Source organism: Bradyrhizobium sp. KBS0727, assembly GCF_005937885.2.
Classification (GTDB): Bacteria; Pseudomonadota; Alphaproteobacteria; order Rhizobiales; family Xanthobacteraceae; genus Bradyrhizobium.
This window is the reverse complement of record NZ_CP042176.1, coordinates 4,495,399-4,519,992: the sequence shown is the minus strand read 5'-3', so window position 1 is coordinate 4,519,992 and position 24,594 is coordinate 4,495,399. Positions and strand designations below refer to the sequence as shown.

Genomic DNA, 24,594 nt, shown 5'->3' with positions numbered 1-24,594 from the left:
GCAAAATCGAGAAAGTCGCGCCTGATCGGGTCGAACAGCTGCGACCGAACGCGTCGGATATTACGTGCAGCGCTGTCCCCGACCTGTATGCGCGGGATTTTCTGCACGCGACCGGTTACGTCGCAACAGCGTCTATCGCGCTGGCGCTGATGATCTCGACCAAACCGAAGAAGACTTTCCCGAGACCGTTATCGGAGCCGCTAGTCCGATATCCGCGTCAGGATCGCCCTGAAGTGGACGCCGGGCAATTGCAGCGCGGTGCCTTCGAAGTCCACCATGTTGCCATTGTCCGATCCCTTCAGCGTCAGTGTGATCATGTCGGTTCCGAACAGCGGCTTGAACGCCTGATCGGCGTTGTGGCGTTGCGTCGTCACCCTGACCTGAATGCCGTCGGCCTTGTCGACGTAGCTTCCGATGAAGGCGAAAGCCGAATTGCCGCCCCTGAGCTTGCCGTTGATGGCGTAAATCACGCCGGTGCCAGTTCCATGAACAGTATGAAATTCAACCTTGTATAGGCCTTCCTGCAAATCCATCCCCGGAAGTTGTGTCCCGCTAATAGCGGCACCCTTTGGCGCGACTGTGCGCCGAACAATGCGTGACACAAATCACGCGACGGTCAACACCACATTTTCATACGAAACCTGTTCGCGCGAATCCGTGCGCGACCTCAGCGGTATGATGGGAAGGTGAGGGCGATTGTGACAGCGCTGACGGCGCCGATTACCGGTTCGCAGGCGACGGCGCGCTGGCCATCCTGGTGAACGCCGGTGACTCGGCCATCTTCACCAGAACTTCTCTGACCGGATTTTCCGTCCAGGCTTGCGTCACGTAATCGCGATGCGTGACGCCGGCGGGCGTCTGCACGAACACAACGCTGCCGGGCCGCAGCGGCCCATCCATGTTCTCGGTGACGGTGATGCCCTTGTCGCGCAGCATCTCGATCAGTTCCCGGTCACGTGGCTTGGTGTAACGGGTGTAGGAACTGACGAAGAAGCCGGAGCGGTTTTTCTCGATCCACGACGCGAACTTGTCCAGTTCGCCATAGACGGCATCGAGCAGGAACACGCCGCGGACGCGGTTGGGGATGCCGCCGACCTCAAGGCTCCAGGCGGTCGGCAGGAAACCGCCGCTGTAGCCGACGATCACGATCGGCATGTTCGCGAACGTCTGCGCCGATTTCGGATCGCCGTAGAGGCGGGCGAGGTGACTGGCCGATTCATCGATGAAGCGTTTGAAGCCGCCGGGCTCCCAGAATTTGCCGGCGCTGGAATCCGCGGCGTTTACCGCGAGCTGCGGCGCGAGCAACACGGCGTTGACGCCTGAATCCGAAATCTGCTGCGGAACCAGTTGGCGGTCGCGAACGTCGCGTTCGAGCGTCGCGCCGTTGCCGTGGAAGAACACCACGATCACGCCGGGCTTGCGGGCGTCGAACGTCTCGGGGACATGCACCAGCACGCGGCTGTCGTTGTAGGTCTCATTTTGCCAGTAGACCCGGCCGCCATAGCTGCGATGGCCCTTGCGTTCACCGTTCGAGATATTGAGGAACGGCGCATCGGAGCGCGGGTTGTTGCCGAAATAAGGGAAGGCGGAGGATTTCATGCTGACCAGCGTGGTCAGTTCTTCGCGCTCGGTCGGCTTGGGAAGGGGCAGGATTGGGTTCAGCGACGCCACCCGGACCGGCTCGGTGCGAACCGTTCGCGGGGCTGGCGCCAGCGCGACCTGCTTCTGGACCTGGACCAGGCTTTCGCTCGCGGTCGGGAAACGGTCGTTGAATTGCGGTTTGGGGAACCGTTCTTCGAAGCTGTCGCCGGTGCCTTGGGTGTTCGCCGCCAGCATTCCGGCGCTCGGCGCCTTGCCGCATTGAACCAGAACGAAAGACAGCGGCACAAACAATGCGGCCAGCGCAAGCCAATGCCGTCGAACGGGCAGGGCATGACGGCGCGTGCCCGGGAAAGTTACCGGGTCGGCACGATCAACCTTCTGGAATTTCGGATTGGCTCCGACCATCCACCCCTTGCCCCAAGAACCACCCAAGTGATCCACCGTTGACCGGTGTATGCTCGCACGTGTTCAGGCGACGTTAAGCTTCCGGAAAAACTCCCCACATCCGGAAGCCAAAAGGAGAGCACCAAATCGTGTCGCGATTGTGGGCCGCCACGCGCTTTTGGCAAAGCCGCACCGCGCCGGCTGCGGCGGCAATGTGGCAGAAGGTATTCAGGCACCTAAATCTGAGCGCGGTTTAAATCATTGTTAACGCTGCTTGAATTGGGAGGCTCCAGCCTGCACCATGAAGGGATTCAGGCGTGCGGCACTGAAGGTACGGTCCGATATGGCGGCATCAGAGACGGGAAGCGCGGCTTTGACCGGACCGCTCCCCGGAAGCGGCTCGACCGTTTCGGTCCTGGTAGCGATCGCGATCGTCGTCGCCGACATGATCGGCGTCGGCGTCTTCACCAGCCTCGGCTTTCAGGTCAAGGACCTTCCCTCCGGCTTTTCGATCCTGTTGCTGTGGACCGTCGGCGGCGTGGTCGCGCTATGCGGGGTGTTTTCCTACAGCGAACTTGGCGCGATGTTTCCGCGCTCGAGCGGCGAATACAATTTTCTCGGCCGGGCCTATCACCCGGCCTTCGGTTTTGTGGCCGGCTGGGTGTCGGCCACCGTCGGTTTCGCGGCGCCCGTGGCGCTCGCCGCGATGGCGTTCGGCGAATACGGCAAATCGGTATTTCCGAACGCGCCGCCGCTGGCGCTTGCCATCGGCGTGGTCTGGCTGGTGTCGCTGGTGCAGCTCACCGGCGTCCGGCACTCCTCGACCTTTCAGTTGATCGCGACCATCCTCAAGGTGTTGCTGATCGTAGGCTTCCTGGTGAGCGGATTTGTGATCGGCACGCCGCAGCCGGTCAGCTTCGCGCCGTCTTCGTCCGATTTAACGTATATCGCCAGCGCGCCGTTCGCGATCAGTCTCGTTTTCGTGATGTATTCATTCTCCGGCTGGAACGCCGCGACCTACATCATCGGCGAGGTGCGCCAGCCGGAGCGCAACGTGCCGCGCGCGATGCTCACGGGGACGTTGATCGTGATGGTGCTGTATATCGCGCTCAACGCCGTGTTTCTGCACACCGCGCCGATCGGAGAACTGGCGGGACAACTCGATGTTGCCCGCATTTCAGGCAGTCACATCTTCGGCGAGTTCGGCGGCCGTATCGTCGGCGCGATGATCTGCTTCGGGCTGATCTCCTCGATCAGCGCGATGATGTGGATCGGGCCGCGCGTGATGATGACGATGGGCGAGGACATTCCGGTATTGCGGCTGTTCGCCGGCAGGTCGGCCGGCGGCGCGCCGGCCTTGGCCATCCTGTTTCAGCTGGTGGTGGCGAGCCTGATGCTGTTGACGCGCAGCTTCGAGGCGGTGCTCGACTTCATCCAGTTCGCGCTGCTGTTCTGTTCGTTCTTCACCGTGCTCGGCGTCATCAAGCTGCGGATTACGCGGCCCGATCTGCCGCGGCCCTATCGCACCTGGGGATACCCGGTTACGCCAGTGGTTTTCCTGCTCATGACCGGCTTCATGATGTACTATCTGTTGACGGAGCGACCACTGCAGTCGGCCCTTGGCATTTTGATGATGTTTTCCGGACTTTTGATTTACGCTGTTTTCCGCCAGCGGGCAGGTGATGCCGTGACTTCAGTGCCGGGCCGTGAATGAACATGATGCCGTTTGTAAGGGTTGCAACGCTTGTGGCCGCCGTCTTGTTCGCGGCCGTATCCGCCGTCCGGGCCGCCGAGACCGTGACCGCGGACGACACCGCAAAATTTCTCGCCGGTATGATGCCGTCGGCTGACTCGCCGCTGATGCCATTGACCAGGGATTCGGGCTGGCAGCGGCACGCAAAGTTCTTCGATTCCGCCTTCGCCCAGCTCGAGCAGCGCCAGATATCGAAAATTCGCGCCTGGTCCGACATCAATCTGGCGGCGCCGCGGCCGACCATGTTCTACATGTTCTCCGGTCCGGATTTTCTCTACGCCGATGCGTTCTACCCCAAGGCGACGACCTACGTGCTGAGTGCGCTCGAGCCTCCGGGCTCGGTACCCGATCTGGCGAGATTGCCTCGCGGCGGAGTCGGTGCGGCACTGTCCAATGTCGAACACTCGATGAGTTCAATCCTGAACTTCAGCTTCTTCATCACCAAGCATATGAAGGTCGATCTGCACGCCGGCCAGATCAGCGGTACCTTGCCGGTGCTCTATGTGTTTTTGGCGCGCTCGGGCAAGACCATCAAGGAAGCCACTCCGATCGTGCTCGACAATCAGGGCGTAGCGCATTCCGGAAGCGAAAACGCGGGACCGAACGCCGTGCGCGGTGCGCGGATCACCTTCAAGGGGGCGGATGGCGTCGAGAAGACGCTGTATTATTTCTCGACCGATCTTTCCAATCCCGGCGTGAAGGCGAGCGGCTTCCTGAAATTCTGCGCGACGCTGGCGCCCGGCAACAGCCTGATCAAGAGCGCGTCTTATCTGCTGCATTCCGGCAACTTCACCACGGTGCGCAACTTCATGCTCGCCAACAGCTCAACCATCATCCAGGACGATTCCGGAATTCCGCTCACCTACTACAGCTCGAAGAAATGGCGGTTCTTCCCGTTCGGCCGTTACGCCGGACCGATCAAGGAATTCCCAGGGCGTTTTCAGGAATCCTACGCCGAGCTGTTCGAACGGGCCCAGCCGATTGATTTCGGCATCGGTTATCGATGGCGGCCGCACGAATCGAATTTGCTGCTGTCGGTCAAGCTACCGGATGACGGCACCGCCGGTCCCGAGGCGACCTCGTCGACCGAACCGCCGCCGCCACCGCCGCCACGCCCGCGGAAACCGCGGCCGCCCGCGCCGGTTCCACCGCCACCCCGGAACGGCTTCTTCTGGTTCGGCCGCTAATGCCGGTGATTTGCTGCGATCACCATCGCACGTTTTGGCTGGGTACGATGAAGCCTGTTGTATTGTGCGGCTCGGTTCTTTCGCCGAAGTAATGCCAGGCAGTGGCGATCACGATGAGCAGGGCCAGGATCGCAAGCAGGTCGATCTGCCTGGGGTCGTGACCGTGATGGCTGATTTTCCAGCGCATTATTGTTTCCTCCGGTCGGAGCAACCAATCAACGCGCACCGGGAACCTAAAGTTCCATGCGTGGCAGCAATGCGAATTGCTCAGGAGTTGACGCCGCGCCAGCGTCCGTAGCGCCATGGCAGATACCACCGTGCGTTCGGCGGTCTCGTCTGCGGCACGTTATCGATGCCCGAGGTTCCCCATGGCTGGCAGCGCAATATCCGCGCCAGCGTCATCCAGCCGCCGCCCCATAATCCGAAACGTTCGATCGCCTCGTCGCCGTAGACCGAACATGTCGGCAGGTGCCGGCAGTTGTAGCCGACCAGCGGCGACAGCGTATGCCGGTAGATCCAGATCAGCGCGCGCCCGGCGTTGCGCGGCAGCCGCCGCATTGGGCTGGCACATTCCGTGCATCGTTCGCGAGGTGACGAAGAATGATCTGCGGGCGACATGTTGAACTATGTACGTAGTTTTCCGGTGGTTCCCAAGCATGGAACCAGGTCCGCGCAGATATTTGCGCCACAGTTTGCATTTATCGCACGGCGCGAGCGGCGCTGCAGCAAAGGTCGTATGGACGGTGCAGGTCAGTACGGTTACCGTTTTGATAACGCTTCGATGACAGAATCAAGAAGCGTTGGGACCGTTGCCGCTGCTCATGTACCGGGCTTGGGGGAAGGAACCAAATTGAGGTTTGTGAGGTCGCAAGGAATTCGCGGCTGGGCGCTTCTCGGTGCCACTGCCATCTGTCTCGCATTGCCGGGCGTGGTCACGACGCTGGGCAATTCGGCGCTGGCCGGCACCACCCTCGAAGAACGCAAATTGCCGATGCACTTCAACTGGGTCGCATGCCAGCCCGACTGCAGGGGCTGGGTCTCGGCCGTCGGCATCGTCACATCTGACAGCCCCAAGGAATTCGACGAATTCGCGCGCGACCGTCAACTCCATGGCGCCACCATCGTGCTGGATTCCAGTGGCGGTTCGGTCAACGATTCCATCGCGCTCGGGCGGCGCTTCCGCGGCCTCGGCGCGATGACGACGGTGGGCGCCACGGTGCGGACCCAGACCGCGCAGGGCGAACGCCCCAGCATCGTGCCGCAAGCCTGGTGCGAGTCGATGTGCGTGTTCCTGCTGTTGTCGGGCAAGACCCGTTACGTGCCCGAGGCGGCCCACGTCCGCGTCCACCAGATCTGGATGGGCGATCGCGCCGACGATGCCAAGGCGGCGAGCTACACGGCGCAGGACCTGATGATCGTGGAGCGGGACATCGGTCGTCTCGCCAAATACACTTTTGATATGGGCGGCGGCGGCGACCTGTTGTCGCTCGCGCTGAGCGTGCCGCCATGGGAAGACCTGCACGAATTGTCGGCGGCCGAGTTGCGGCTGACCAATCTCGTGACGACCGATGCCGTTGCCGACGTGCTGCCGCATGACGGCGCGTCGATCCCGGTGGCCGAGCTGAAGCCCAGCGAGCTGAAGTCCAAGCCAACCCAGGACCGCTTTGTCAGTTCCGCGGTCGAAGGCGATGCGTCGCCGCAAGCAGCGAAATCGACCAAGACGGCCGAGGCGGTCGTCCCGACCGGCAGCGCTGCGACCGCGCCGGCGCAGGCCGGGAAGTAAGCCGCATCTCAGCAAACACCGTCATCATCCGCGAAAGCGGATGATCCAGTCCGCCGTGGCGTTGGTGATCAATCGGGAATTCCCGGCGTACTGGATGCCCGCCTTCGCGGGCATGACGACTTACGCCGATGCCGGCTGCTTGGCCTTGGCTTCGATCTGGCCGATGGCGTCGACCACGGCGTCAAAGGTCAGCATGGTCGAGGCGTGGCGCGCCTTGTAGTCGCGCACCGGCTCGAGCAAGCCGATATCGGCCCATTTGCCTTGCGGGGGGCTGCCGTTCTCCTTCAGCATCTTGCGCACGGTCTCGCGCAATTCGCGCAGCTCGCTCGCGGTCGAGCCTATGACATGGCTTGCCATGATCGAGGAGGAGGCCTGGCCGAGCGCGCAGGCCTTCACGTCGTGGGCGAAATCGGTGACCACGGGGCCGTCCATCTTGAGGTCGATCTTGACGGTCGAGCCGCACAGCTTGGAATGGGCGGTAGCGCTGGCGTCGGGGTCGGGGAGGCGGCCGAGACGGGGGATATTGCCCGCCAATTCGATGATCCGCTTGTTGTAGATGTCGTTCAGCATGGATCGGGGTCCCGGACAGGCCTGCGTAAGCGCCCTTGCAACCGCCCTTGGCGGCAAGGTTTCACCGTCCTATATATGGACGGGAACGGCGGAAAAATAGCCCGGCCGTTTCGCAGGTGGCGCCCGAAACCGAGACCAATTCGGCTGCCATGGTATAATATGATGGGACTCAGGCGCCCGGCGGCCAAACCGCCCCGTCTGCCCGGTGACACTCCGGTCCCCAGGACCGGTCGAACGGAGAAGACATGGACGCGCTGATCAAATCCCTCCGCCCCGGCAAGGGTTCCGAAATCAAGGCGCCCGATGTGGCGCCGGAAACCCGCCCCGCCGAGCTCGATCCTTCCGAATTCCTGGCCGCCGCCGTCCGCGCCGACCAGCCGCGACCGTCGCGTGCCGAGGCCGAACAGGCCGTGCACACGCTGCTGAGCTATATCGGCGAGAATCCCCGACGCGAGGGGTTGCTGGATACCCCGCGCCGGGTGGTCGAGGCCTACGACGAGCTCTATCAGGGCTACCACCAGTGCCCGGCCGAAGTGCTCGACCGCACCTTTGGCGAGACCGCGGGCTATGACGATTTCGTCCTGATCCGCGATATCGAATTCACCTCGCAATGCGAGCATCACATGATGCCGTTCTACGGCAAGGCGCATATCGCCTATACGCCGGTCGAACGGGTGGTGGGCTTGTCGAAACTGGCGCGGCTGACCGACATCTTCGCGCGGCGCCTGCAGACCCAGGAACATCTCACCGCGCAGATCGCGGCCGCGGTCGACGAAATTCTCAAGCCGCGCGGCGTTGCGGTCGTGATCGAGGCGGAGCATACCTGCATGTCGGTGCGCGGCGTTGCCAAGCACGGTGCGACGACGTTCACCAGCCGCTATACCGGCATGTTCCGCGACAATCCGGCGGAGCAGGCCCGTTTCCTGTCCATGGTGCGAGGGCTGCGCTGACCCTCGCTTCGATTTCCGCGAGGGCTGCCTGTGTCCACTTCTGCCGATCCGCATGACCGTGAGGAAGGGCTGGCGTTCCAGCCCAAGTTCGACGCGTCGGGTCTTCTGACCTGCGTGGCGACCGATGCGGCGACCGGCGAGGTGCTGATGGTCGCACACATGAACGACGAAGCGCTGCGCAAGACGATCGCGAGCGGCGAGGCCTGGTACTACAGCCGTTCGCGCCAGGCGCTGTGGCGCAAGGGCGAAAGCTCCGGACACACCCAGCACGTGGTCGAGATGCGGATGGATTGCGATCAGGACGCGATCTGGATTCGCGTCGAGCAGCACGGCGCCGCCTGCCACACCGGACGGCACTCCTGCTTCTATCGCCAGATTGTCGCAGCCGACGGCGACACACGGCTGTCATTTGTCGATGCCGACAGACATTTCGATCCAACGAAGGTCTATCGCAAATAGATTCAACGGCTCCATGCACGAATGACGCAGCTTCGGCGCGTGAGCCGCGTTGCCACCATTGATGTGATATGCAAGAGTTCCATCTCGTCGTCGAGATGAGGCAATGCCGGTGACGCTTCGACTCCTGCCGATATTTTCGCTGCTTGCTTCGATTGCGATTCCGCTCGGCCCAGCGCAGGCGCAATCCCCAGTACAGGTCCCGGCCACCGAGCGTGCGCCCGACACCATGGCCGCGCGCGTGCTCGCCTGCGCGTCGTGTCACGGCGCCGAGGGCGAGGGCACCAGCGACGTGTATTTCCCGCGGTTGGCGGGCAAGCCCGCGGGCTATCTCTACAACCAGCTGGTGGCGTTCCGGGACGGGCGGCGCAAATACCCGCCGATGAACTATCTGCTGGAATTTCTGCCCGACGATTATCTCAAGAAGATCGCCGAGCATTTTGCCTCGCTGCGGCCGCCGTTTCCGCCGCCTGCCGTTCCCACCGTCAGCAAGGAAGTCCTGGCGCGCGGCGAATCGATCGTGACAAGCGGCGATCCGCAGCGCGGCGTGCCCGCCTGTGCGAGTTGCCACGGCGCGACCTTCGGCGGGATGGAGCCGGCCATACCGGGTCTGCTCGGCCTGCGCGCCAGCTACATCAGTGCGCAGCTCGGCGGCTGGCGCTACGGCACGCGGACCGCAGCAGCGCCGGACTGCATGCAAATCGTCGCCGGCCTCCTGACCGAAGACGATGTCAAGGCGGTGGCTGCGTATCTGTCATCGCGCCCGGCGCCGACGGACCCGTCGTTCGCCAAGCAAGGCAGCCTGCCGATGCCGCTGTCGTGCGGCAGCGAGCCGAACTAGGGGGAGATCGCGCAACATGCCGAGAACCTTGAAAGCGCTGCTCCCGGCCTTTGCCGCCATGTTGCTGCTGATCGGCGCGACGCAGGCAAACGCGCAGGATGCGGCGCTCCTGAAAAAGGGCGAATACCTCGCCCGTGCCGGCGACTGCATCGCCTGCCACACCGCGCGCGAAGGCAAGCTTTTTGCCGGTGGCCTGGCGATGAAGACACCTTTCGGCACGCTCTACACCTCGAACATCACGCCCGACCCGCAAACCGGCATCGGCATGTGGACGTCCGACCAGTTCTTCCAGATGATGCACAACGGGCGCTTCCCCGATGGCGGGCTGGTCTATCCGGCGATGCCGTTTGCCTCCTACACCAAGGTGACGCGCGACGACAGCGACGCGATCTACGCTTACTTGCGCTCGATTCCGCCGGTGAAGCAGCGCAATCGCGAACACGACCTGAAGTTTCCCTTCAACAACCGCTCGCTGATCCTTGGATGGCGCACGCTGTTCTTCAGGGAGGGCGAGTTCAAGTCCGATCCGACCAAATCGGCGGACTGGAATCGGGGCGCTTACCTGGTCGAAGGGCTCGGCCATTGCGGCATGTGCCACACCGCGATCAACGCGCTCGGCGGCAGTTCGGAATCGCAGGCCTTCGAGGGCGGGTTGATTCCAATGCAGAACTGGTACGCGCCCTCGCTGACCTCGAACAAGGAAGCCGGGCTCGGCGACTGGACCCTCGAGGAGATCTCGGACTATCTGCGCAAGGGTGTCTCGACCCGCGGCGCGGTCTACGGGCCGATGGCGGAAGTCGTCTACAACAGCCTGCAATATCTCGACGACGACGACACCCGCGCGATGGCGGTCTATCTGAAGAGCCTCGCGCAGGGGACATCGCCGGAGAAGCCGTCGACGCCGCTGCCGTCGGCGGAGAGTAGCCTGCTGCTCTCGCTCGGCAAGCAGATCTACGACCGCGAATGCGCCAGTTGCCACGGCGCGGTGGGGCTCGGCATGCCGCCGCATTACCCGCCGCTGGCCGGCAACCAGTCGATCCAGATGGTTTCCGCCGTCAACGCGATCCGGATGGTGCTCAATGGCGGCTATCCGCCGGGCACGTCGGGCAATCCGATGCCCTACGGCATGCCGCCGTTTGCACACCGGCTGTCCGACGACGAGGTCGCGGCTGTCGTGACCTATATTCGCACGTCCTGGGGTAATCGCGGCGAGGCGGTCTCGGCGCGGCAGGCCAATGAACTTCGCGCGGCAACGCTGAACTGAGGCGCGTCATGATCAATTCATCCCCGCCGCAGGCGACGACACTCGGCTCCGAGGAAGAGCGCGTCGACGCCATCGTTCGTTCCGGCCCCGGCGGCGCCGTTGCGGTCGCCGGCGTCGCGACCGCAGTCGTGATCGCGCTGTGGTTTGCGTTCTACCTCCTGGTCTTCCTGCCCAGGAGCGTGTGAGCATGACATCAGAGACGGACCATGGCATCGGTGAAGCGGTCGCCGCCCGCATCGAGCGGCGATGGGCGACGCTATCGATCGTGATCGTAGGCCTGCTGGTCGGCATGGCGGCCTTTATCGGCATCGATCAGGCCACCATGCCGCAGGGCCATGTCGAAACCGCGGACCCGAAGACGCTGCATCTTTCCGGCGAATTCGTCGAAAGCAATCTCGGCAGCTCGGTCGAGGCCGATGGGTCCGTCACCGTGCGCGCGATTGGGCAGCAATATTCCTTCACGCCGCAATGCGTCGTGGTGCCTTCCGAAACACCGATCAAGTTCCGCGCCACCAGCGCCGACGTGGTGCACGGCCTTTTGATCGAGGGCACCAACATCAACATCATGCTGGTGCCGGGCTACGTCTCCGAACTGCCGATCCGCTTCAAGGCGCCGGGCGATCACGTGATGCCGTGCCAGGAATTCTGCGGCATCGGCCATCAGGGCATGTGGGGCAAGGTCAAGGTGGTCGACAAGACCGCCTTCCTCAACCTGATGGCGGCGAAGCGGAGGCTGACCTGTGTTGACTAACAAACGGCTCATCCTTTCCCATTTCTGGCTCGCCTTCATCGTGTTCGGCGCGGCGCTGGTGCTTGGCGCCTGGCAGATGTTCGTGCGCAGCCCGCTGAATGCCTGGCACTTCAATCCGGAATTCTACTATCGCTCGGTCACCGCGCACGGTTCGGCGATGGGCTACGTGTTTCCGACCCTGGTCGCGATGGGGTTCGGCTATGCGATCACGGAATCGGCGCTGGAAAAGCCGCTGGTTGGCCGCCGCTGGGCATGGGCCGGGTTTTTCCTGGTCGCCATCGGCGCCGTCGTGGCGATGGTCCCGGTCTCGCTCGGGCTGGCCTCGGTGCTGTACACGTTCTACCCGCCGATGGTCGGCAATCCCTTCTACTACATCGGCGTCGTGATGGTCGTGGTCGGCTCATGGATATGGGTCGCGCTGATGTCGATCAACATGGCGATCTGGAAGCGCGAAAATCCGGACAAGCCGGTACCGCTCGCGATGTTCGCCAATGTCGCAGGCTCCTATCTCTGGGGCTGGACGGCGGTCGGCGCGGCGCTCGAAATCATCTTCCAGATTCTTCCCGTGGCGCTCGGCCTGAGAACCACCATCGATGCCGGGCTGGCGCGTGTATTCTTCTCCTGGACCCTGCACGCGATCGTCTATTTCTGGCTGATCCCGACCTATATCGCCTATTACACGATCTTTCCGCGCGCGATCGGCGGTCGACTCTACAGCGACGCCATGGCGCGGATTTCCTTCATCCTGTTCGTCGTCGTCGCAATGCCGATCGGCGTGCATCACCTGTTTGCCGATCCGCAGGTCGGCGCCGGTTTCAAGTTCATGCATTCGGTGTTCACCGGCCTCGTTGCGCTGCCGACGCTGTTGACGGTGTTCACGATCTGCGCCTCGGCCGAGATCGCCAGCCGCATGCGCGGCGGCCGCGGCGCGTTCGGATGGGTAACGGCGCTGCCCTGGCAAAACCCGATCATGCTGGCGACCGCGCTGTCGCTGGTGATGCTCGGCTTCGGCGGCGCCGGCGGGCTGATCAACATGAGCTATCAGCTCGATGCCAGCGTTCACAATACGCAGTGGATCACCGGCCACTTCCACCTGATCTTCGGCGGCGCCATCGTCATCATGTATTTCGCGATCGCCTATGACCTGTGGCCGCATCTCACCGGCCGCGCGCTGGAAAGCTTCGGCATGATGCGCGCGCAGCTCTGGCTCTGGTTCATCGGCATGATCGTCACCACGTTCCCGTGGCACTATGTCGGCATTCTCGGCATGCCGCGCCGGATGGCGTTTTACGACTACGCCAACCCCGCAATCTCGCCGCAGGCGTTTTCGGTGGCGATGTCGGCGGTCGGCGGCCTCATTCTGCTGATTTCAGGCGTCTTGTTCCTCACCGTGCTGATCCGCGGCCAGTGGGCCGGAAGCAGCGAGGCCGGCGCCTACCGCTTCAGCGTGCCGCTGCACATGCCGGCGCGGATCCCGGCGGCGCTGAACAGTTTTGGGCTCTGGCTCGCGCTGATGATCGGGCTTACCGTCGTCAATTACGGCTATCCGATCGCGCAACTGATGGTGCTGAAGGAAACCAACGTGCCCGCGGTCTATGTCGGAGCCAGCCGATGAGCGATCAGCCGCTGTTCTCGCCCCGCAATCCCTGGTTCAGCGCCAGCGTCGGCGTGACCGCTGCCATCGCGGTGCTGGCGGCGATCGCAGGCCTGATCTGGCTGCCGCTGGCGCAGCCGGATTTGAAACTGAGCGGTATCTGGGACGCGATCTGCAGCGCCGCCGGGGTGCCGCGCGTGTCCTCGCAAGGCAACTCCATTCAACCCGACTTCAAGACTTCGAATGTCGTGATGACTTCGGAGATGCTCACAAAACCCAATCAGGTCTCGATCGGTCGCGGCGCGACGCTGGCGCAGCGCTGCGCGATCTGCCACGGACCGCAGGGCGTCAGCGACGCCAATTCGCCGAACCTTGCCGGTCAGTTCGCCGCCGTGACCTACAAGGAGCTGAACGACTTCAAGACCGGCGCGCGGGTCAACGTGGTGATGAGCCCGTTCGCGGCCACCATGAGCAACCAGGACATGCTCGACGTCGCGGCCTACTACTCTTATCTGCCGCGGGTGCCGTCGAGCAATCTGGACCCGGGGATGGCAGCTCCTCAGATCGTCACGACCGGCGCGCCGATGCGCAATATCGCGCCGTGCGGCTCCTGCCATGGCGACATCGACAACAAGGCCGGCAGCCCCTGGCTCGGCGGCCAATCGGCCGTCTATATCAAGGCGCAGTTGCAGGCGTTCGCGTCCGGAGCCCGGCGCAACGACATCAGCCAGCAGATGCGCAATATTGCCCGCCAGATGACGGCGGAAGAGATCGACCAGGTCGCCCGCTATTACGAGGCCCAGCCCTAAGGCGTTTTCGAGTGAAGTGGGTACCGGTTCACATTGCAATCAAGCTTGCGCAGACTGCGTAGACTTATCTGCGGTAGAAAACGCGTCAGATAAAAACGCCAACGGCAGGGAGAGACATTTCTTAACCCTCCATTAACCATAATTGCCGCACGGTGACGGTGGCCTTTGCGATCGGGAGCTCGTGCAGGCCGAGAGAGGGGTCGTTTCGCGGGGAGCGGGGCACCGGGCATATGTCGGTCGACACAATAAACGCCACGGCTGCGGCAGGTGTTGATCCCACGCGCGTGAAGGTCGCGGGCTCGATCAAGCAGGCCGCCTCGAGCACCGGCGCCAGCTTCGAATACCTGCTCGCCACCGCGAAGATGGAATCCAACTTCAATCCGAAGGCATCCGCCACGACCTCGTCGGCGCGGGGGCTATTTCAGTTCATCGACCAGACCTGGCTCGGGACCGTGAAGGAAGCGGGCAGCCAGCTCGGTTACGGCAAATTTGCCGATGCCATCACCAGGAACCCTTCCGGCAGCTATTCGGTGAGCGATCCCGCGGATCGGGCCGCCGTCATGAAGCTGCGCGACGATCCCGATGCGGCCTCGTCGATGGCGGGCGTGCTGACCCAGTCCAACAGCTTCAAGCTGACCGGCAAGATCGGCCGTCGCCCGACCGACGCCGAACTCTATATGGCGCATTTCATGGGCGTCGGCGGCGCCGGCAAACTGATATCGAGCGCCGAGGACAGTCCGAACGCCAACGCCGCGCAGATCTTTCCGAACGCGGCTGCGGCCAACCGTTCGATCTTCTACGATCGTTCCGGCTCCGCCCGCAGCGTTTCCCAGGTCTATTCGGTGCTGAGTTCGCGCTACGCCAGTGCCGCTAATTCGTCGGCGACGCGGACTGCGATGGCGGCGGTCGGCGGTGACGTTCAGCGGAGCGTGGCGGTTGCGAGCGCGGCTCCGTCAATGTCGATAGACACGGCCGCTTATCTCTCGAGTTTTCCGGATTCGCGCACCGTGGCGCCGGTGTCCGCGACATCGTCGGCCGATTTCAAGACCGCCTCGGCGCAGCCGCAGCCGATCTTCCGCTCGCTGTTCCAGGCGGGCGAACGCGCTGAGCCGATCTCGCCGGCGGTTCAGGAATTGTGGGGCAGCGGTTCTTCGCTGACGTCGGTATCGGTTGCGTCAAACGCGGCGACGACATCGCTATCAGGACAAACCCCCGAGGTCCGCGCGCCGGGCCGGCTCGATCTCTTCAGCGATCGCAACGGCACGTTCAGCTGACACCGCCTTCATCCTGAGGAGCGGCCTCTTGGCCGCGTCTCGAAGGATGGGCCACGGGCCACATGGTTCGAGACGGCGCTGGCGCGCCTCCTCACCATGAGGGTGAGATAACCCCATCCCGCACCCCTTAACAAAACGTCAATAAAACCAGCCGTTTATGGTGAACCCTTTGTTAAGCGTCATGGTTTATTTTCTATGACAGTGGCACCGCGTCATGGTGTCGTCTCGGGTTGCGTAAGCCGGCAGGACCATGATCGTTCGGCAGTTCATCAGTTGGATACGTACCGCTCCGGCAGGCGAGCGGGCAGAGGCGACGCGGTCTTTGGCGCGGGCCTGGTTGATTTCAGATCTTTCCGAGGACGATCGCACCGCCGCCGAAGGCGCGCTGTTGATGCTGCTCGACGATCCGTCGCCGCTGGTCCGCCAGGCGATGGCCGAAGTGTTCGCCCGCAGTTCGGAAGCGCCGGCCGCCATCGTGCAGGCGCTGTCGCTCGACCAGACCTCGATCGCGCTGCCGATCCTCGAACATTCTCCGCTTCTGATCGACGCCGACCTCGTCGACATCGTCGCGACCGGCAACGGCGAGATGCAATGCGCCATCGCCCGCCGGATCAATCTGCCAACGTCGGTATCGGCGGCGATTGCCGAAGTCGGCTCCGCGGCCGCGGCGCTCGAGCTGATCGAAAACGCCTATGCGGAATTGGCGCCGTTCTCATGGGACCGCATCGTCGAGCGTCACGGCCATCTCGCCGCGATCCGGGAATCGATGCTGGTGCTGGAAGGCCTGCCCGCCGCCACGCGGCTGGCGCTGGTCGCAAAACTCTCCGACACGCTGGCGCAATTCGTCGTTTCGCGTAACTGGCTCAGTCCTGACCGGGCAGGGCGGATGGCGAGCGAGGCGCGCGAGCGCTCGACCGTCAACATCGCGGCGCGTTCGGGTGGCGAGGACATGCAGGGGCTGGTGCGGCATCTGCGCGCCACCGGGCAACTGACCGCCGGCCTGATCCTGCGCGCGCTGCTGTCGGGCAATCTCGAACTGTTCGATTCAGCACTGGCCGAATTGTCCGGTCTGCCGCTGGCCCGGGTCTCGGCGTTGCTGCACGACCGCGGCAGCGCCAGCCTGCAGGCGCTATTGATCCGCGCCGGTTTTCCGGAATCGACCTTCGCCGCCTTCCGTGTTGCGCTCGAAGTCAGCCACGAAACCGGATATGTCGATACGCTGGGCGGCGCCGCGCGATTGCGTCGAAGCATGGTCGAACGCGTGTTGACCCATTGCGAGACCGATCGCGAGGCCGCCGAACCCTTGTTGATCCTGCTCCGGCGCTTTGCTACCGAGTCGGCGCGCGAGGAAGCCCGCATGTTCTGCGACGAACTGGTTGCCGAAGACATGATCGGGCATGACCTGATCGCGGCGTAATTCGCTCGTTTCACGCATCAGCGAATTCGTAGGGTGGGCAAAGGCGCGTTTGCGCCGTGCCCACCATTCGCTACTCCGAAAATATATGGAAGATGGTGGGCACGCTTCGCTTTGCCCACCCTACGGGTTTGACGCTCTCACTCCGCCGGAATGATGCTCGGCGCCAGGATGGCTTCGAGATGTTCGGGACGGTCGCGGTTGGCGTAGGTGAGGAATTCGTCGGCGATGCCGCGCAACTGCCGGCTCAGCGCCGGAGCCATGACGGCGGTGTCGAGCTTGGTGCGCTCGCGCACGATCGCCTGAATGGCGTCGATGTGATGGACGATCAGGTTCGACGGCACTTTTTCGAGGTCGGGCGCGTGTTCGATGATGCGGCACAGGCTCTCGGCGGCGACGCCGGCGGAAGCGAAGCCGAAGGTCGCGGCGTCGCCCTTGATGTCGTGGGCGGCGCGAAACAGCTCTTCGCGATTTTCGTCGGTGAAACCATCGCGCAGGATCGCGGCGTGCGCGGCGGAAAGACGATCCGCCTCGATGGTCATCCAGTTCTTGAATTCGCCCGACAGTCCCGCCAGTGCCTTTTCCGCACGGGCGACGGGGTCGTCGAGATCGGATTCCGGAACCCGCAGCAAAACCCTGCGCAGGGGATTGGGCTGCGTGATGACGTGATGATCGGCGAAGGACTGGACTTCCAGTCTGCCCGGCTTTTCTTTCGCCATGATGCGTTCCTTCAAACCTGCGCTAGACGCTGGATCGCGCCTTGTCGAGCAACGACGGCTGCTGCATGACCTCGACCTCGCCGCCGACGCGCCGCTCGGGGCCGATATAGGCATTGTTGATATTGCGCCGGCGGTCCGGGCCGAAATAGGTCTTGGTTTTGATGAACGGGCGCGGATTGGCGACGACGTTGAGAATGCGCTGGTACAGTCCCTTGGCCGAGATCGGCTTGGCCAGAAACTCGGTGACGCCGGCGTCGCGCGCCACCGTCACGCGGCGCTTTTCCGAATGGCCGGTCAGCATGATGATCGGCGCGTAGGGGTTGCCCTTGGATTCCGGCTGCCGGATCATCTGCGCCAGTTCGAGGCCGTCGAAGATCGGCATCGACCAGTCGGTGATGACGATGTCGGGAACGTAGTGGCTGTACATTTCGAGTGCGGTGGCGCCGTCCTCGGCCTCATAGGCCTCGCGCGCGCCGAACGAATGCAGCAGCGTGCGCAGGATGCGGCGCATGTGCGGATTGTCGTCGCAGATCAGAAATCGCAGCTTGTTGAAGTCGATGCGATACATGGTTCGGCCCTAAGCGCATACCGCGGCCAAAACGGTATACCTGGCGTTAACCATATCGCGTCGGCGGTTAACGAATGGTTGCAAAACCGGGGCCTGGGGAGGGGTGGGCGCAGGGAAATTACGTAGCGTTTTCGAGTGAAGTGGGTCCGGTTCGCATTAAGAAAACGTGTCAAAACGAAAGCATTAGAGCCGACAGGCTCTAATGCCCGAACTGCTCGCGCAGGATGCGTTCCTCGAGGCTGTGGCCGGGGTCGAACAGCATCCGCATCGAGATCGTCTTGTCGGACAGCACCTCGACGCGGCGGACGTCGCGTACCTCGTCATGGTCGGCCACCGCCGCCACCGGCCGCTTGTCGCCCTCGAGCACCTCGATCACCACGAAGGCGGAGTTGGGGAGCAGGGCGCCGCGCCAGCGCCGTGGCCGGAACGCGCTGATCGGGGTCAGCGCCAGCAGCGCCGCGTTGATCGGCAGGATCGGTCCCTGGGCGGAGAGATTGTAGGCGGTGGAGCCCGCCGGCGTCGCGACCAGGATTCCGTCGGCGATCAACTCCGCCATGCGTTCGTGCTCGTCGATCAGGATGCGCAGGCGCGCCGCCTGATAGGTCTGGCGAAACATCGCGACTTCGTTGATGGCATGATGCAGGTGTACCACGCCGTTGACGTCGGTGGCCCGCATCAAGAGCGGGTTGATCAGGGATTCGCGGGCCGCCGCCAGTCGCGTGTGCAGATCGTGCGTCGTGAATTCGTTCATCAGGAAGCCGACGGTGCCGCGATGCATGCCGTAGATCGGCTTGCCGGAGCGCATGTGGGCGTGCAGCGTCTGCAGCATCAACCCGTCGCCGCCGAGCGCGACCACGACGTCGGCGTCGTCGGCATTGTGGTTGCCGTAGAGCGTCGTCAGCTGCTCCAGCGCCGCCTGTGCTTCCGCGCTTGCGCTGGCAACGAACGCAATCCGGTCATATCGCTTCGGGCGGGTCATCAGATGGCGGGCTCACATTGGCGCCTGGTGCGCGGTGGTCGTCTATACAGCTTGCCGGGCCTTGTCGAGGGACCCGAGACTATCCTGCGCTTGCGCGTGCCGCCAAGCTGTCGCAGTTTCGAGTTACGATCCGCGCGCGAACGTCGTTAACGCTGCCGGATCGCAACAAGCGCCGGAAACGACCGATACCGGAAACAAAAGTGCAGGGAGCAGACAAAATGGCCATCCGTTTCATGGCGCGGCGTCATGCCGGCATTGCCGTTGCGCTGCTCGCGCTTTCGCTTGCCACGACCGCCCGCGCCGAGGAAGCGCCCCAGCCTTCACAGCAGCAGCCCGCCGCGACGACGCCGGAGCCGGCGCCCGCGGGCCAGAAAGGTGGGGGCCGCCGCGGTGGCAGCGGTGGCGATGCCAATGCGCCGGCCGCTGCCGAACAGCATCGCCTGCCGCCGGACGCAACGACCAAACAGACGCTGGCGCTGCCGGGGCGGACGCTCAATTTCACCGCCACCGCCGGCTCGATCCGCATTTTCGACGACAAGGGCGAGCCGCAGGCCGATATCGCCTACACCTCCTACCAGATTGACGGCGCCGACCGCGCCAGCCGGCCGGTGACGTTTCTGTTCAACGGCGGGCCGGGCGCGTCCTCGGCCTGGCTGCAACTCGGCGACGCCGGGCCGTGGCGGTTGTCGATCGGCGGCGACGGTGCGGTGTCTTCCGCTTCCCCCGACCTGTTGCCCAATGCCGAGACCTGGCTCGACTTTACCGATCTCGTCTTCATCGATCCGGTCGGTACCGGCTACAGCCGCTTCGTCGCCTCGGGCGATGACGTGCGCAAGCGGTTCTTCTCGGTCGACGGCGACGTCAGTTCGATTGCGCTGGTGATCCGGCGATGGCTTGAAAAATACGACCGCCTGCTGTCGCCGAAATTCGTGGCCGGCGAAAGCTATGGCGGCATCCGCGGACCCAAGGTGGTACACAACCTGCAGACCCAGCAAGGCGTCGGCGTGCGGGGGCTGATCCTGGTTTCGCCGCTCATCGACTTCCGCGATTATTCCGGCTCCAGCCTGCTGCAATTTGTCTACAGCCTGCCGACCATGGCGGCGGTGGCGCGCGAGGCCAAAGACGCAGGGAAGGGCGCGGTGACGCACAGCGATCTCGCCGAGGTCGAACGTTACGCGCAGGGCGAATTCCTGACGGACCTGATCAAAGGGCAGGCCGACAAGGAGGCAACGACGCGGCTTGCCGACAAGGTGGCGCAACTGACCGGCATCGATCAAGCGGTGAGCCGCCGGCTTGCCGGGCGCTTCGACATCAGCGAATTCCGCCGGGAGTTCGACCGCCGCAACGGCCGGGTGACCGGCCGCTACGACGCCTCGGTTTCAGGCTTCGATCCCTATCCGGATTCCAGTTACTACCAGTTCGGAGATCCCTCCGGTGATCCGCTGGTGGCGCCCTTGACCAGCGCCGCGGTCGATCTCATCACGCGAAAATTGAATTGGCGGCCAGACGGTTCGTATCAATTGCTCAGCGATAGTGTGATCAAGGCGTGGGATTACGGCCGAGGACGAAACCCGCCCGAGTCGGTGACGCAGCTACGTCAGGTTCTCGCGTTCGATCCCAAACTGAAATTGCTGGTCGGGCACGGGATGTTCGATCTGGCGACGCCCTATTTCGCCTCGAAGATCATCCTTGACCAGTTGCCGGCCTATGCCGGTCCGAGCCGGGTGAAGCTGGTCGTCTATCCCGGCGGGCACATGTTCTATTCACGCGATGGGGCGCGTCAGGCGTTCCGTGCGGAAGTTGAGGCGCTGATGAAGTGAAGTTGGAACAACAAAAAGCCGGCGCAGCTTGTTGCTGCGCCGGCCGAATTCTCGTTAGCTAACTCAGTAAACCAGTCCGGTGCCGGGCGGTTTCTCCATCGCGTCGGCGAGCGAGCGGTATTCTTCGCTTGCCGTGCCGGTGAGCTGGGCGATCCGGTTCAGGTGATACTGCGCCTGGTCGCGGTTGCCCTGTTCGACTTGCCACAGGCCGTAATACTGCCAGGTCTTGACGTGGTTCGGATCGGCCTTGAGCGCGCGTTCGTACCAGACCTGCGAGACCTTGTAGTCGCCGAGCTTGCGGTAGGAGTAGCCGATCAGGTTGGCGACGGCGGCGCTGTCGTCACGACCGAGCGCTTTGAGCTGCGTGATCGCCGAGGCGTAGTCGTGGCGGTCGTAGATGGTGGCATAGGCGGCGCGATAGCCGTCTGCAAAAGCGGTCTGCTCGATGCCCGGGCGCGCTTCGCTGGATTTCTTCTTCTTGCCCTTGTCCGGCGGCGGCGGATCGTTGTCGGGCGCGGCGTAGACCGCGGTGACGACGGGCGCTGCCGCGAGCGTCAGCGACAGCAATGCGAGCGTCAAAAGCCTGATGGCAAGTTTGTTCATGCATCTCTCCTGATGGCCGGTTCGGTAATCCTACTCCGATGCCTGGTGAATTGAACCCCCGGCGGTTGCAAACATTCCCGGCTGTCCGCCCCGATTTACGCAAAATTTGCGCGAGCGGACGGCGGCCCGCGAAAACCCGGAACCCGCAACATGACCAAGATGTCATCCAGATGAACGAAGTCTATCACCGCGCTTCAGAAGGGGTTCAGCGCGCGGTCGCTAAGGTCACCTCCACGATCAGCGAGCCCCGGTCATCCGGCCGGAGATGCCAGCGATCCCCTGAAAGAGGAGACAACCATGTTCAAGACCATTTCCGCAGCGCTCGTTGCCGTTTCCGTTCTCGCCGCGCCCGTGCTTGCCGCCGCCCCCAGCAAGGCGACCCAGAACACGGCTACCAAAGCCCCGGCGACCAAGACGGTGCAGGCCCCGGTGATCAAGGCCGAAACGGCGAAGTCGAAATCTCTGAACGCCAATGCCGGCATGGGCCGCCATCATCGCCACCACAAGCACATGAGCGCGCTGAAGACCCACTCGGCGCCGAAGCTTGCGGTCAAGCACGTGAAGCCGGCGCCCAAGCGCGGCTGAAACCAGCGGCTGAAACTGATCCGCGGGCGCGTTTCGATCGCCCCCATTGCCCACCGCGCCCGCGGATAACCGGCCCAGCCCACGCGCCATGCCCCCATGGCCGTGGGTTGGTGTGCTTTTCGATAACCGAGATGCGAATTCCAATTCAGCGCCGGGCAGTCTAAGAGTTGCCCGGGGCCGGATAGAAGAGTTTCGCGTGGGGACATCAGCAAAGTTTGCGGCGATCCTGGTGCTGCCGATCGCGCTTTCGGCCTGCGCCGGCAGCGACGAAGGCAGGCCGATCACGTATACCGACGATCGCGGCGTCGCCAACCAGCCCTTTCCGAGCAACTACCGCACCGAAGTGCTGGCGTTCATGCGGAGCTATCTCAACAATCCGGCCGGCGTGCATGATGCCGCGATTGCCGAGCCGGTCCAGCGCATCGTCGGCGGGCGGCTCCGCTATATTACTTGCCTGCGCTACAGCCCGCGTGAATCCGACGGCAGCTATCGCGAGCCCCGTGAGCGCGGGATTCTCTTTGTCGATGGCCGGCTCGACCGGCTCGTCGAAAACGCCAGCGAGCCCTGCGCTGGCGCGGTCTATGCGCCATTTCCCGACATGGAAAAGATGACGCGGTAGGCGCTCGGCTGCGGCAAACGCGGGTCCAGTTCCGGACAGCTCCCTGGAAGCGGTAGCGAGATCCTTGGGCCGAAAAGATGAACGAAATCCGATCACTTTTCAGCGAGGCTTGAACCTTGCCTTAGTTGTTTTCGACATCAACAAAGCGGGGAAGCCACCTGATTAACCCAGGGAAAAACCTTATATGCGAGGGAACTAAAGCGCTTTGTTACGATGCCGTCACAGTTGCGCACCATCGGTGCTCCGGCATTGCCCCAAAGCAACCTAAATGAGGTCACGTTGTTTGGATTGATATCGCAACGTAAGTCATGGGGAATGAAGATGAAGAAGATTTTGCTCGGCGCGGTCGCGCTGGCCGCCTTGTCGGTATCCCTGGGGGCATCTGCTTTTGCGGCTGACATGCCGCCCCGCACCTATTCCAAGGCGCCGGTCTATACCGCGCCGGCGCTCGTCTACAACTGGACCGGGTTCTATATCGGCGGCCATCTCGGCGGCGCCTTTGCAGGCGATAACTCCCTGCAGGGCAGCAACGCCCGCTTCCTTGGCGGCGTGCAGGGCGGCTTCGACTATCAGTTCGCGCCCAACTGGGTGATGGGCGTCGAGGCCCAATACAGCTGGCTGCCCAACAGCAACAATAACGGGGTGCTATTCCCGGGCGGTACGCTGGTGACCTCCAATACCGACCAGCTAGGCTCGGTGACCGGTCGGCTCGGTTACACTTGGGGGCCGGCGCTGCTGTACGCCAAGGGCGGCTACGCCTGGCGCGACGGCAACAACATCGGCGTGACGGCGGCCGGCCTGGCGCAGCCCTTCACCACCAATGGCAGCCACAAGGACGGCTACACCGTCGGCGGCGGTCTCGAATACATGTTCGCGCCGAACTGGTCGGCCAAGGCCGAGTACCAGTATTACAATTTCGGCAACACCACCTTCGCGACCGGCCCCGCCGACATCGCCGGCAGGTCGTTCCGGAACGACGAGCACACCGTCAAGGTCGGCGTGAACTACCGGTTTGGCTGGGGTGGCCCGGTCGCCGCCAAATATTGATCGCCACTGACTTGAGACGCGAAAAGGCCGGCTTTACGCCGGCCTTTTTGTTGGCGGGCGGGCTGGACGGTGCGGGCGTCGCATGTTTCTGACGCCGAAAAATAATTTTTGCAGCGCACGAAACTTTTTCGTCATGTTGGGTTATTATGGTTCGGCCGGCTGGTTGGACAACGAACATGCGTGCTTTTGCGTTAGGGCTGATTTTCTCCACGGCAGCGTTGCCATGTGTTGCCCAGACAGTCCTGAAATCCGAACCCTTGATCATGGCACCCTATGAAATCGTCTTTGTGCAGGACACCTCGTGTCCGGCAGGCAAGGTGCTCAAGGTCACCGGCGCGATCAGGGGACTGCACCGACGCAAGGCTTGCGTCTCGCTGGCTTCAGAGCAGGCCTCGCTGGTGACGGCGACGCCGTAAAGCGCACTTCCATATTCCGTCCTGCCGGCGAAAGCCGGCATTCCGCTTGTCGTGACCTGCAGCTTGTCGTGACCTGCGGCCGGACGCGGTTGTCATGCAAGTCCGGATCGTCCGATTTCGGGGATGATGACCGGCGGAACGACCCTCACGAACCCAGGTGCGGTTCTGACCCGGCCTCACGTTCGGCTTCGGCCTTGTTTTGCACGGGGTCTTCCTGCGGATCGGGCCGGCAGGACCGGATCTCGTAGTCATTGTCCAGTACCGGGCGCGGCGCCACTTTGGCGTCCTCTGAGACCACGTCGACCACGAGGCCGCTCTTCAGGGCCACCCTCCAGACGTCGGCCTCGGTCGGGTAGGCCTTGCTCAGCTTGGCGTCGTTACAGAACAGCGCGTAGGGCATGGTTGGCTCCGGTAAAGGCCGTCAACGCGGAAGCCGCATCCGGGTTTCAGGCCGGGCTGCCATGCGAGCACTTTTCGAGGCCGTGATGGTCAAATCCGCCCGTTTCGGCCGTTTCCACCGAACTTCCCGGCTGCTCCTGAGTCCCTAACGAGAGGTAAACCCGGCGAAAAAGAATCCCCGAGACTCGTCCGCCAGAATCGCCGGAT

The 24,594-nt window shown here is 63.3% G+C and carries 28 protein-coding genes; 18 read left to right on the top strand and 10 right to left on the bottom strand.

The genetic code is table 11. The features are described from left to right. Window positions 1-200 precede the first annotated feature (200 nt). Together FFI89_RS21200 and FFI89_RS21195 are read right to left on the bottom strand one after the other, a co-directional pair. On the bottom strand, window positions 201-470 hold the full coding sequence (locus FFI89_RS21200; protein WP_246669213.1) for a hypothetical protein: 270 nt from the start codon (window positions 468-470) through the stop codon (window positions 201-203). 250 nt (window positions 471-720) lie between these two features. Then, window positions 721-2,007, bottom strand: a complete 1,287-nt coding sequence (locus FFI89_RS21195; protein ID WP_138829585.1) for an alpha/beta hydrolase — start codon at window positions 2,005-2,007, stop codon at window positions 721-723. 322 nt (window positions 2,008-2,329) lie between these two features. On the opposite strand from FFI89_RS21195, the gene FFI89_RS21190 reads away from it, so the two are divergent. Both FFI89_RS21190 and FFI89_RS21185 read left to right on the top strand, forming a co-directional pair. After that, on the top strand, window positions 2,330-3,700 hold the full coding sequence (locus FFI89_RS21190; RefSeq protein WP_138835531.1) for an APC family permease: 1,371 nt from the start codon (window positions 2,330-2,332) through the stop codon (window positions 3,698-3,700). A gap of 2 nt (window positions 3,701-3,702) precedes the next feature. Beyond that, window positions 3,703-4,926 carry a hypothetical protein gene (locus tag FFI89_RS21185; protein WP_138829584.1) on the top strand — a complete coding sequence of 408 codons (1,224 nt, stop codon included), beginning with the start codon at window positions 3,703-3,705 and terminating at the stop codon, window positions 4,924-4,926. A gap of 19 nt (window positions 4,927-4,945) precedes the next feature. Here the strand turns inward: FFI89_RS21185 and FFI89_RS34500 are convergent, their stop codons facing one another. Both FFI89_RS34500 and yidD read right to left on the bottom strand, forming a co-directional pair. Then, entirely contained in the window at window positions 4,946-5,113 is a 168-nt protein-coding gene (locus FFI89_RS34500) for a hypothetical protein (protein ID WP_168212980.1), read from the bottom strand. A gap of 80 nt (window positions 5,114-5,193) precedes the next feature. Then, window positions 5,194-5,484 (bottom strand): membrane protein insertion efficiency factor YidD, encoded by a 291-nt coding sequence (gene yidD / locus FFI89_RS21180; RefSeq protein WP_210249016.1) that lies wholly within the window; start codon window positions 5,482-5,484, stop codon window positions 5,194-5,196. A 292-nt stretch (window positions 5,485-5,776) separates the two neighbouring features. Between yidD and FFI89_RS21175 the strand changes: the two genes are divergently transcribed. Further along, the gene (locus FFI89_RS21175; RefSeq protein ID WP_138829582.1) at window positions 5,777-6,709 is read left to right on the top strand and encodes a hypothetical protein; all 933 of its coding nucleotides are present in this window, start codon (window positions 5,777-5,779) and stop codon (window positions 6,707-6,709) included. Window positions 6,710-6,829: 120 nt separating this feature from the next. On the opposite strand, the gene FFI89_RS21170 is transcribed toward FFI89_RS21175, so the two are convergent. Beyond that, the gene (locus FFI89_RS21170; protein ID WP_138829581.1) at window positions 6,830-7,279 is read right to left on the bottom strand and encodes an iron-sulfur cluster assembly scaffold protein; all 450 of its coding nucleotides are present in this window, start codon (window positions 7,277-7,279) and stop codon (window positions 6,830-6,832) included. 245 nt (window positions 7,280-7,524) lie between these two features. Here FFI89_RS21170 and folE point away from each other — a divergent pair, with 245 nt between their 5' ends. The 10 genes from folE to FFI89_RS21125 all read left to right on the top strand — a co-directional run bounded on the left by folE (window position 7,525) and on the right by FFI89_RS21125 (window position 16,635). Then, a complete protein-coding gene (gene folE, locus FFI89_RS21165; RefSeq protein ID WP_138829580.1) occupies window positions 7,525-8,229 on the top strand; it encodes a GTP cyclohydrolase I FolE in 705 nt (234 codons plus the stop codon). Window positions 8,230-8,259: 30 nt separating this feature from the next. Beyond that, complete coding sequence (hisI, locus tag FFI89_RS21160; protein WP_138829579.1) at window positions 8,260-8,688, top strand: phosphoribosyl-AMP cyclohydrolase; 429 nt, start codon at window positions 8,260-8,262, stop codon at window positions 8,686-8,688. Window positions 8,689-8,845: 157 nt separating this feature from the next. Continuing rightward, on the top strand, window positions 8,846-9,526 hold the full coding sequence (locus tag FFI89_RS21155) for a c-type cytochrome (RefSeq protein ID WP_246669519.1): 681 nt from the start codon (window positions 8,846-8,848) through the stop codon (window positions 9,524-9,526). A gap of 58 nt (window positions 9,527-9,584) precedes the next feature. After that, window positions 9,585-10,790: a cytochrome c gene (locus FFI89_RS21150; protein ID WP_168213169.1), complete on the top strand. Its 1,206-nt coding sequence runs from the start codon at window positions 9,585-9,587 to the stop codon at window positions 10,788-10,790. Window positions 10,791-10,798: 8 nt separating this feature from the next. After that, window positions 10,799-10,975, top strand: coding sequence for a hypothetical protein (locus tag FFI89_RS34495; RefSeq protein ID WP_168212978.1), 177 nt, complete (start codon window positions 10,799-10,801; stop codon window positions 10,973-10,975). 2 nt (window positions 10,976-10,977) lie between these two features. Then, a complete protein-coding gene (locus FFI89_RS21145) occupies window positions 10,978-11,541 on the top strand; it encodes a cytochrome C oxidase subunit II (protein ID WP_138829577.1) in 564 nt (187 codons plus the stop codon). Then, window positions 11,531-13,156: a b(o/a)3-type cytochrome-c oxidase subunit 1 gene (locus FFI89_RS21140; protein WP_138829576.1), complete on the top strand. Its 1,626-nt coding sequence runs from the start codon at window positions 11,531-11,533 to the stop codon at window positions 13,154-13,156. The genes FFI89_RS21145 and FFI89_RS21140 overlap by 11 nt, the downstream gene beginning before the upstream one ends. Continuing rightward, the gene (locus FFI89_RS21135) at window positions 13,153-13,944 is read left to right on the top strand and encodes a c-type cytochrome (RefSeq protein WP_138829575.1); all 792 of its coding nucleotides are present in this window, start codon (window positions 13,153-13,155) and stop codon (window positions 13,942-13,944) included. Before FFI89_RS21140 ends, FFI89_RS21135 begins: the two co-directional genes overlap by 4 nt. 230 nt (window positions 13,945-14,174) lie before the next feature. Beyond that, window positions 14,175-15,218, top strand: coding sequence for a transglycosylase SLT domain-containing protein (locus FFI89_RS21130; protein ID WP_138829574.1), 1,044 nt, complete (start codon window positions 14,175-14,177; stop codon window positions 15,216-15,218). A gap of 250 nt (window positions 15,219-15,468) precedes the next feature. Then, on the top strand, window positions 15,469-16,635 hold the full coding sequence (locus FFI89_RS21125) for a DUF2336 domain-containing protein (protein ID WP_138829573.1): 1,167 nt from the start codon (window positions 15,469-15,471) through the stop codon (window positions 16,633-16,635). A gap of 137 nt (window positions 16,636-16,772) precedes the next feature. On the opposite strand, the gene FFI89_RS21120 is transcribed toward FFI89_RS21125, so the two are convergent. The 3 genes from FFI89_RS21120 to FFI89_RS21110 form a co-directional block, all read right to left on the bottom strand. Beyond that, complete coding sequence (locus tag FFI89_RS21120) at window positions 16,773-17,351, bottom strand: Hpt domain-containing protein (RefSeq protein WP_138829572.1); 579 nt, start codon at window positions 17,349-17,351, stop codon at window positions 16,773-16,775. A gap of 22 nt (window positions 17,352-17,373) precedes the next feature. Beyond that, window positions 17,374-17,919 carry a response regulator gene (locus FFI89_RS21115; RefSeq protein ID WP_027539197.1) on the bottom strand — a complete coding sequence of 182 codons (546 nt, stop codon included), beginning with the start codon at window positions 17,917-17,919 and terminating at the stop codon, window positions 17,374-17,376. Window positions 17,920-18,118: 199 nt separating this feature from the next. Beyond that, entirely contained in the window at window positions 18,119-18,898 is a 780-nt protein-coding gene (locus FFI89_RS21110) for an NAD kinase (RefSeq protein WP_138829571.1), read from the bottom strand. 218 nt (window positions 18,899-19,116) lie between these two features. Between FFI89_RS21110 and FFI89_RS21105 the strand changes: the two genes are divergently transcribed. Further along, a complete protein-coding gene (locus tag FFI89_RS21105; protein WP_138829570.1) occupies window positions 19,117-20,718 on the top strand; it encodes a S10 family peptidase in 1,602 nt (533 codons plus the stop codon). Between the two features lie 63 nt (window positions 20,719-20,781). On the opposite strand, the gene FFI89_RS21100 is transcribed toward FFI89_RS21105, so the two are convergent. Then, a complete protein-coding gene (locus FFI89_RS21100) occupies window positions 20,782-21,321 on the bottom strand; it encodes a lipopolysaccharide assembly protein LapB (protein WP_138829569.1) in 540 nt (179 codons plus the stop codon). Between the two features lie 297 nt (window positions 21,322-21,618). Here FFI89_RS21100 and FFI89_RS21095 point away from each other — a divergent pair, with 297 nt between their 5' ends. The 4 genes from FFI89_RS21095 to FFI89_RS34955 all read left to right on the top strand — a co-directional run bounded on the left by FFI89_RS21095 (window position 21,619) and on the right by FFI89_RS34955 (window position 23,988). Next, window positions 21,619-21,906 carry a His-rich protein BRANT gene (locus FFI89_RS21095; protein ID WP_210249015.1) on the top strand — a complete coding sequence of 96 codons (288 nt, stop codon included), beginning with the start codon at window positions 21,619-21,621 and terminating at the stop codon, window positions 21,904-21,906. Between the two features lie 196 nt (window positions 21,907-22,102). Then, window positions 22,103-22,525, top strand: a complete 423-nt coding sequence (locus tag FFI89_RS21090; protein ID WP_138829567.1) for a hypothetical protein — start codon at window positions 22,103-22,105, stop codon at window positions 22,523-22,525. Between the two features lie 321 nt (window positions 22,526-22,846). Beyond that, window positions 22,847-23,572, top strand: coding sequence for an outer membrane protein (locus FFI89_RS21085; RefSeq protein ID WP_168212977.1), 726 nt, complete (start codon window positions 22,847-22,849; stop codon window positions 23,570-23,572). A gap of 263 nt (window positions 23,573-23,835) precedes the next feature. Then, entirely contained in the window at window positions 23,836-23,988 is a 153-nt protein-coding gene (locus FFI89_RS34955; protein WP_246669212.1) for a hypothetical protein, read from the top strand. Between the two features lie 145 nt (window positions 23,989-24,133). Here FFI89_RS34955 and FFI89_RS21075 read toward each other — a convergent pair whose 3' ends face one another. Next, window positions 24,134-24,388: a hypothetical protein gene (locus tag FFI89_RS21075; protein ID WP_138829564.1), complete on the bottom strand. Its 255-nt coding sequence runs from the start codon at window positions 24,386-24,388 to the stop codon at window positions 24,134-24,136. Between the last annotated feature and the right edge of the window lie 206 nt (window positions 24,389-24,594).

Excerpts from the sequence above, each read along its gene's own strand:
- FFI89_RS21195 (WP_138829585.1), bottom strand. The coding sequence starts at position 2,007 with ATGGTCGGAGCCAATCCGAAATTCCAGAAGGTTGATCGTGCCGACCCG.
- FFI89_RS21190 (WP_138835531.1), top strand. The coding sequence starts at position 2,330 with ATGGCGGCATCAGAGACGGGAAGCGCGGCTTTGACCGGACCGCTCCCC.
- FFI89_RS21185 (WP_138829584.1), top strand. The coding sequence starts at position 3,703 with ATGATGCCGTTTGTAAGGGTTGCAACGCTTGTGGCCGCCGTCTTGTTC.
- FFI89_RS34500 (WP_168212980.1), bottom strand. The coding sequence starts at position 5,113 with ATGCGCTGGAAAATCAGCCATCACGGTCACGACCCCAGGCAGATCGAC.
- yidD (WP_210249016.1), bottom strand. The coding sequence starts at position 5,484 with ATGCGGCGGCTGCCGCGCAACGCCGGGCGCGCGCTGATCTGGATCTAC.
- FFI89_RS21170 (WP_138829581.1), bottom strand. The coding sequence starts at position 7,279 with ATGCTGAACGACATCTACAACAAGCGGATCATCGAATTGGCGGGCAAT.
- folE (WP_138829580.1), top strand. The coding sequence starts at position 7,525 with ATGGACGCGCTGATCAAATCCCTCCGCCCCGGCAAGGGTTCCGAAATC.
- FFI89_RS21150 (WP_168213169.1), top strand. The coding sequence starts at position 9,585 with ATGTTGCTGCTGATCGGCGCGACGCAGGCAAACGCGCAGGATGCGGCG.
- FFI89_RS34495 (WP_168212978.1), top strand. The coding sequence starts at position 10,799 with ATGATCAATTCATCCCCGCCGCAGGCGACGACACTCGGCTCCGAGGAA.
- FFI89_RS21145 (WP_138829577.1), top strand. The coding sequence starts at position 10,978 with ATGACATCAGAGACGGACCATGGCATCGGTGAAGCGGTCGCCGCCCGC.
- FFI89_RS21135 (WP_138829575.1), top strand. The coding sequence starts at position 13,153 with ATGAGCGATCAGCCGCTGTTCTCGCCCCGCAATCCCTGGTTCAGCGCC.
- FFI89_RS21130 (WP_138829574.1), top strand. The coding sequence starts at position 14,175 with ATGTCGGTCGACACAATAAACGCCACGGCTGCGGCAGGTGTTGATCCC.
- FFI89_RS21125 (WP_138829573.1), top strand. The coding sequence starts at position 15,469 with ATGATCGTTCGGCAGTTCATCAGTTGGATACGTACCGCTCCGGCAGGC.
- FFI89_RS21120 (WP_138829572.1), bottom strand. The coding sequence starts at position 17,351 with ATGGCGAAAGAAAAGCCGGGCAGACTGGAAGTCCAGTCCTTCGCCGAT.
- FFI89_RS21115 (WP_027539197.1), bottom strand. The coding sequence starts at position 17,919 with ATGTATCGCATCGACTTCAACAAGCTGCGATTTCTGATCTGCGACGAC.
- FFI89_RS21110 (WP_138829571.1), bottom strand. The coding sequence starts at position 18,898 with ATGACCCGCCCGAAGCGATATGACCGGATTGCGTTCGTTGCCAGCGCA.
- FFI89_RS21105 (WP_138829570.1), top strand. The coding sequence starts at position 19,117 with ATGGCCATCCGTTTCATGGCGCGGCGTCATGCCGGCATTGCCGTTGCG.
- FFI89_RS21100 (WP_138829569.1), bottom strand. The coding sequence starts at position 21,321 with ATGAACAAACTTGCCATCAGGCTTTTGACGCTCGCATTGCTGTCGCTG.
- FFI89_RS21095 (WP_210249015.1), top strand. The coding sequence starts at position 21,619 with ATGTTCAAGACCATTTCCGCAGCGCTCGTTGCCGTTTCCGTTCTCGCC.
- FFI89_RS21085 (WP_168212977.1), top strand. The coding sequence starts at position 22,847 with ATGAAGAAGATTTTGCTCGGCGCGGTCGCGCTGGCCGCCTTGTCGGTA.
- FFI89_RS34955 (WP_246669212.1), top strand. The coding sequence starts at position 23,836 with ATGGCACCCTATGAAATCGTCTTTGTGCAGGACACCTCGTGTCCGGCA.
- FFI89_RS21075 (WP_138829564.1), bottom strand. The coding sequence starts at position 24,388 with ATGCCCTACGCGCTGTTCTGTAACGACGCCAAGCTGAGCAAGGCCTAC.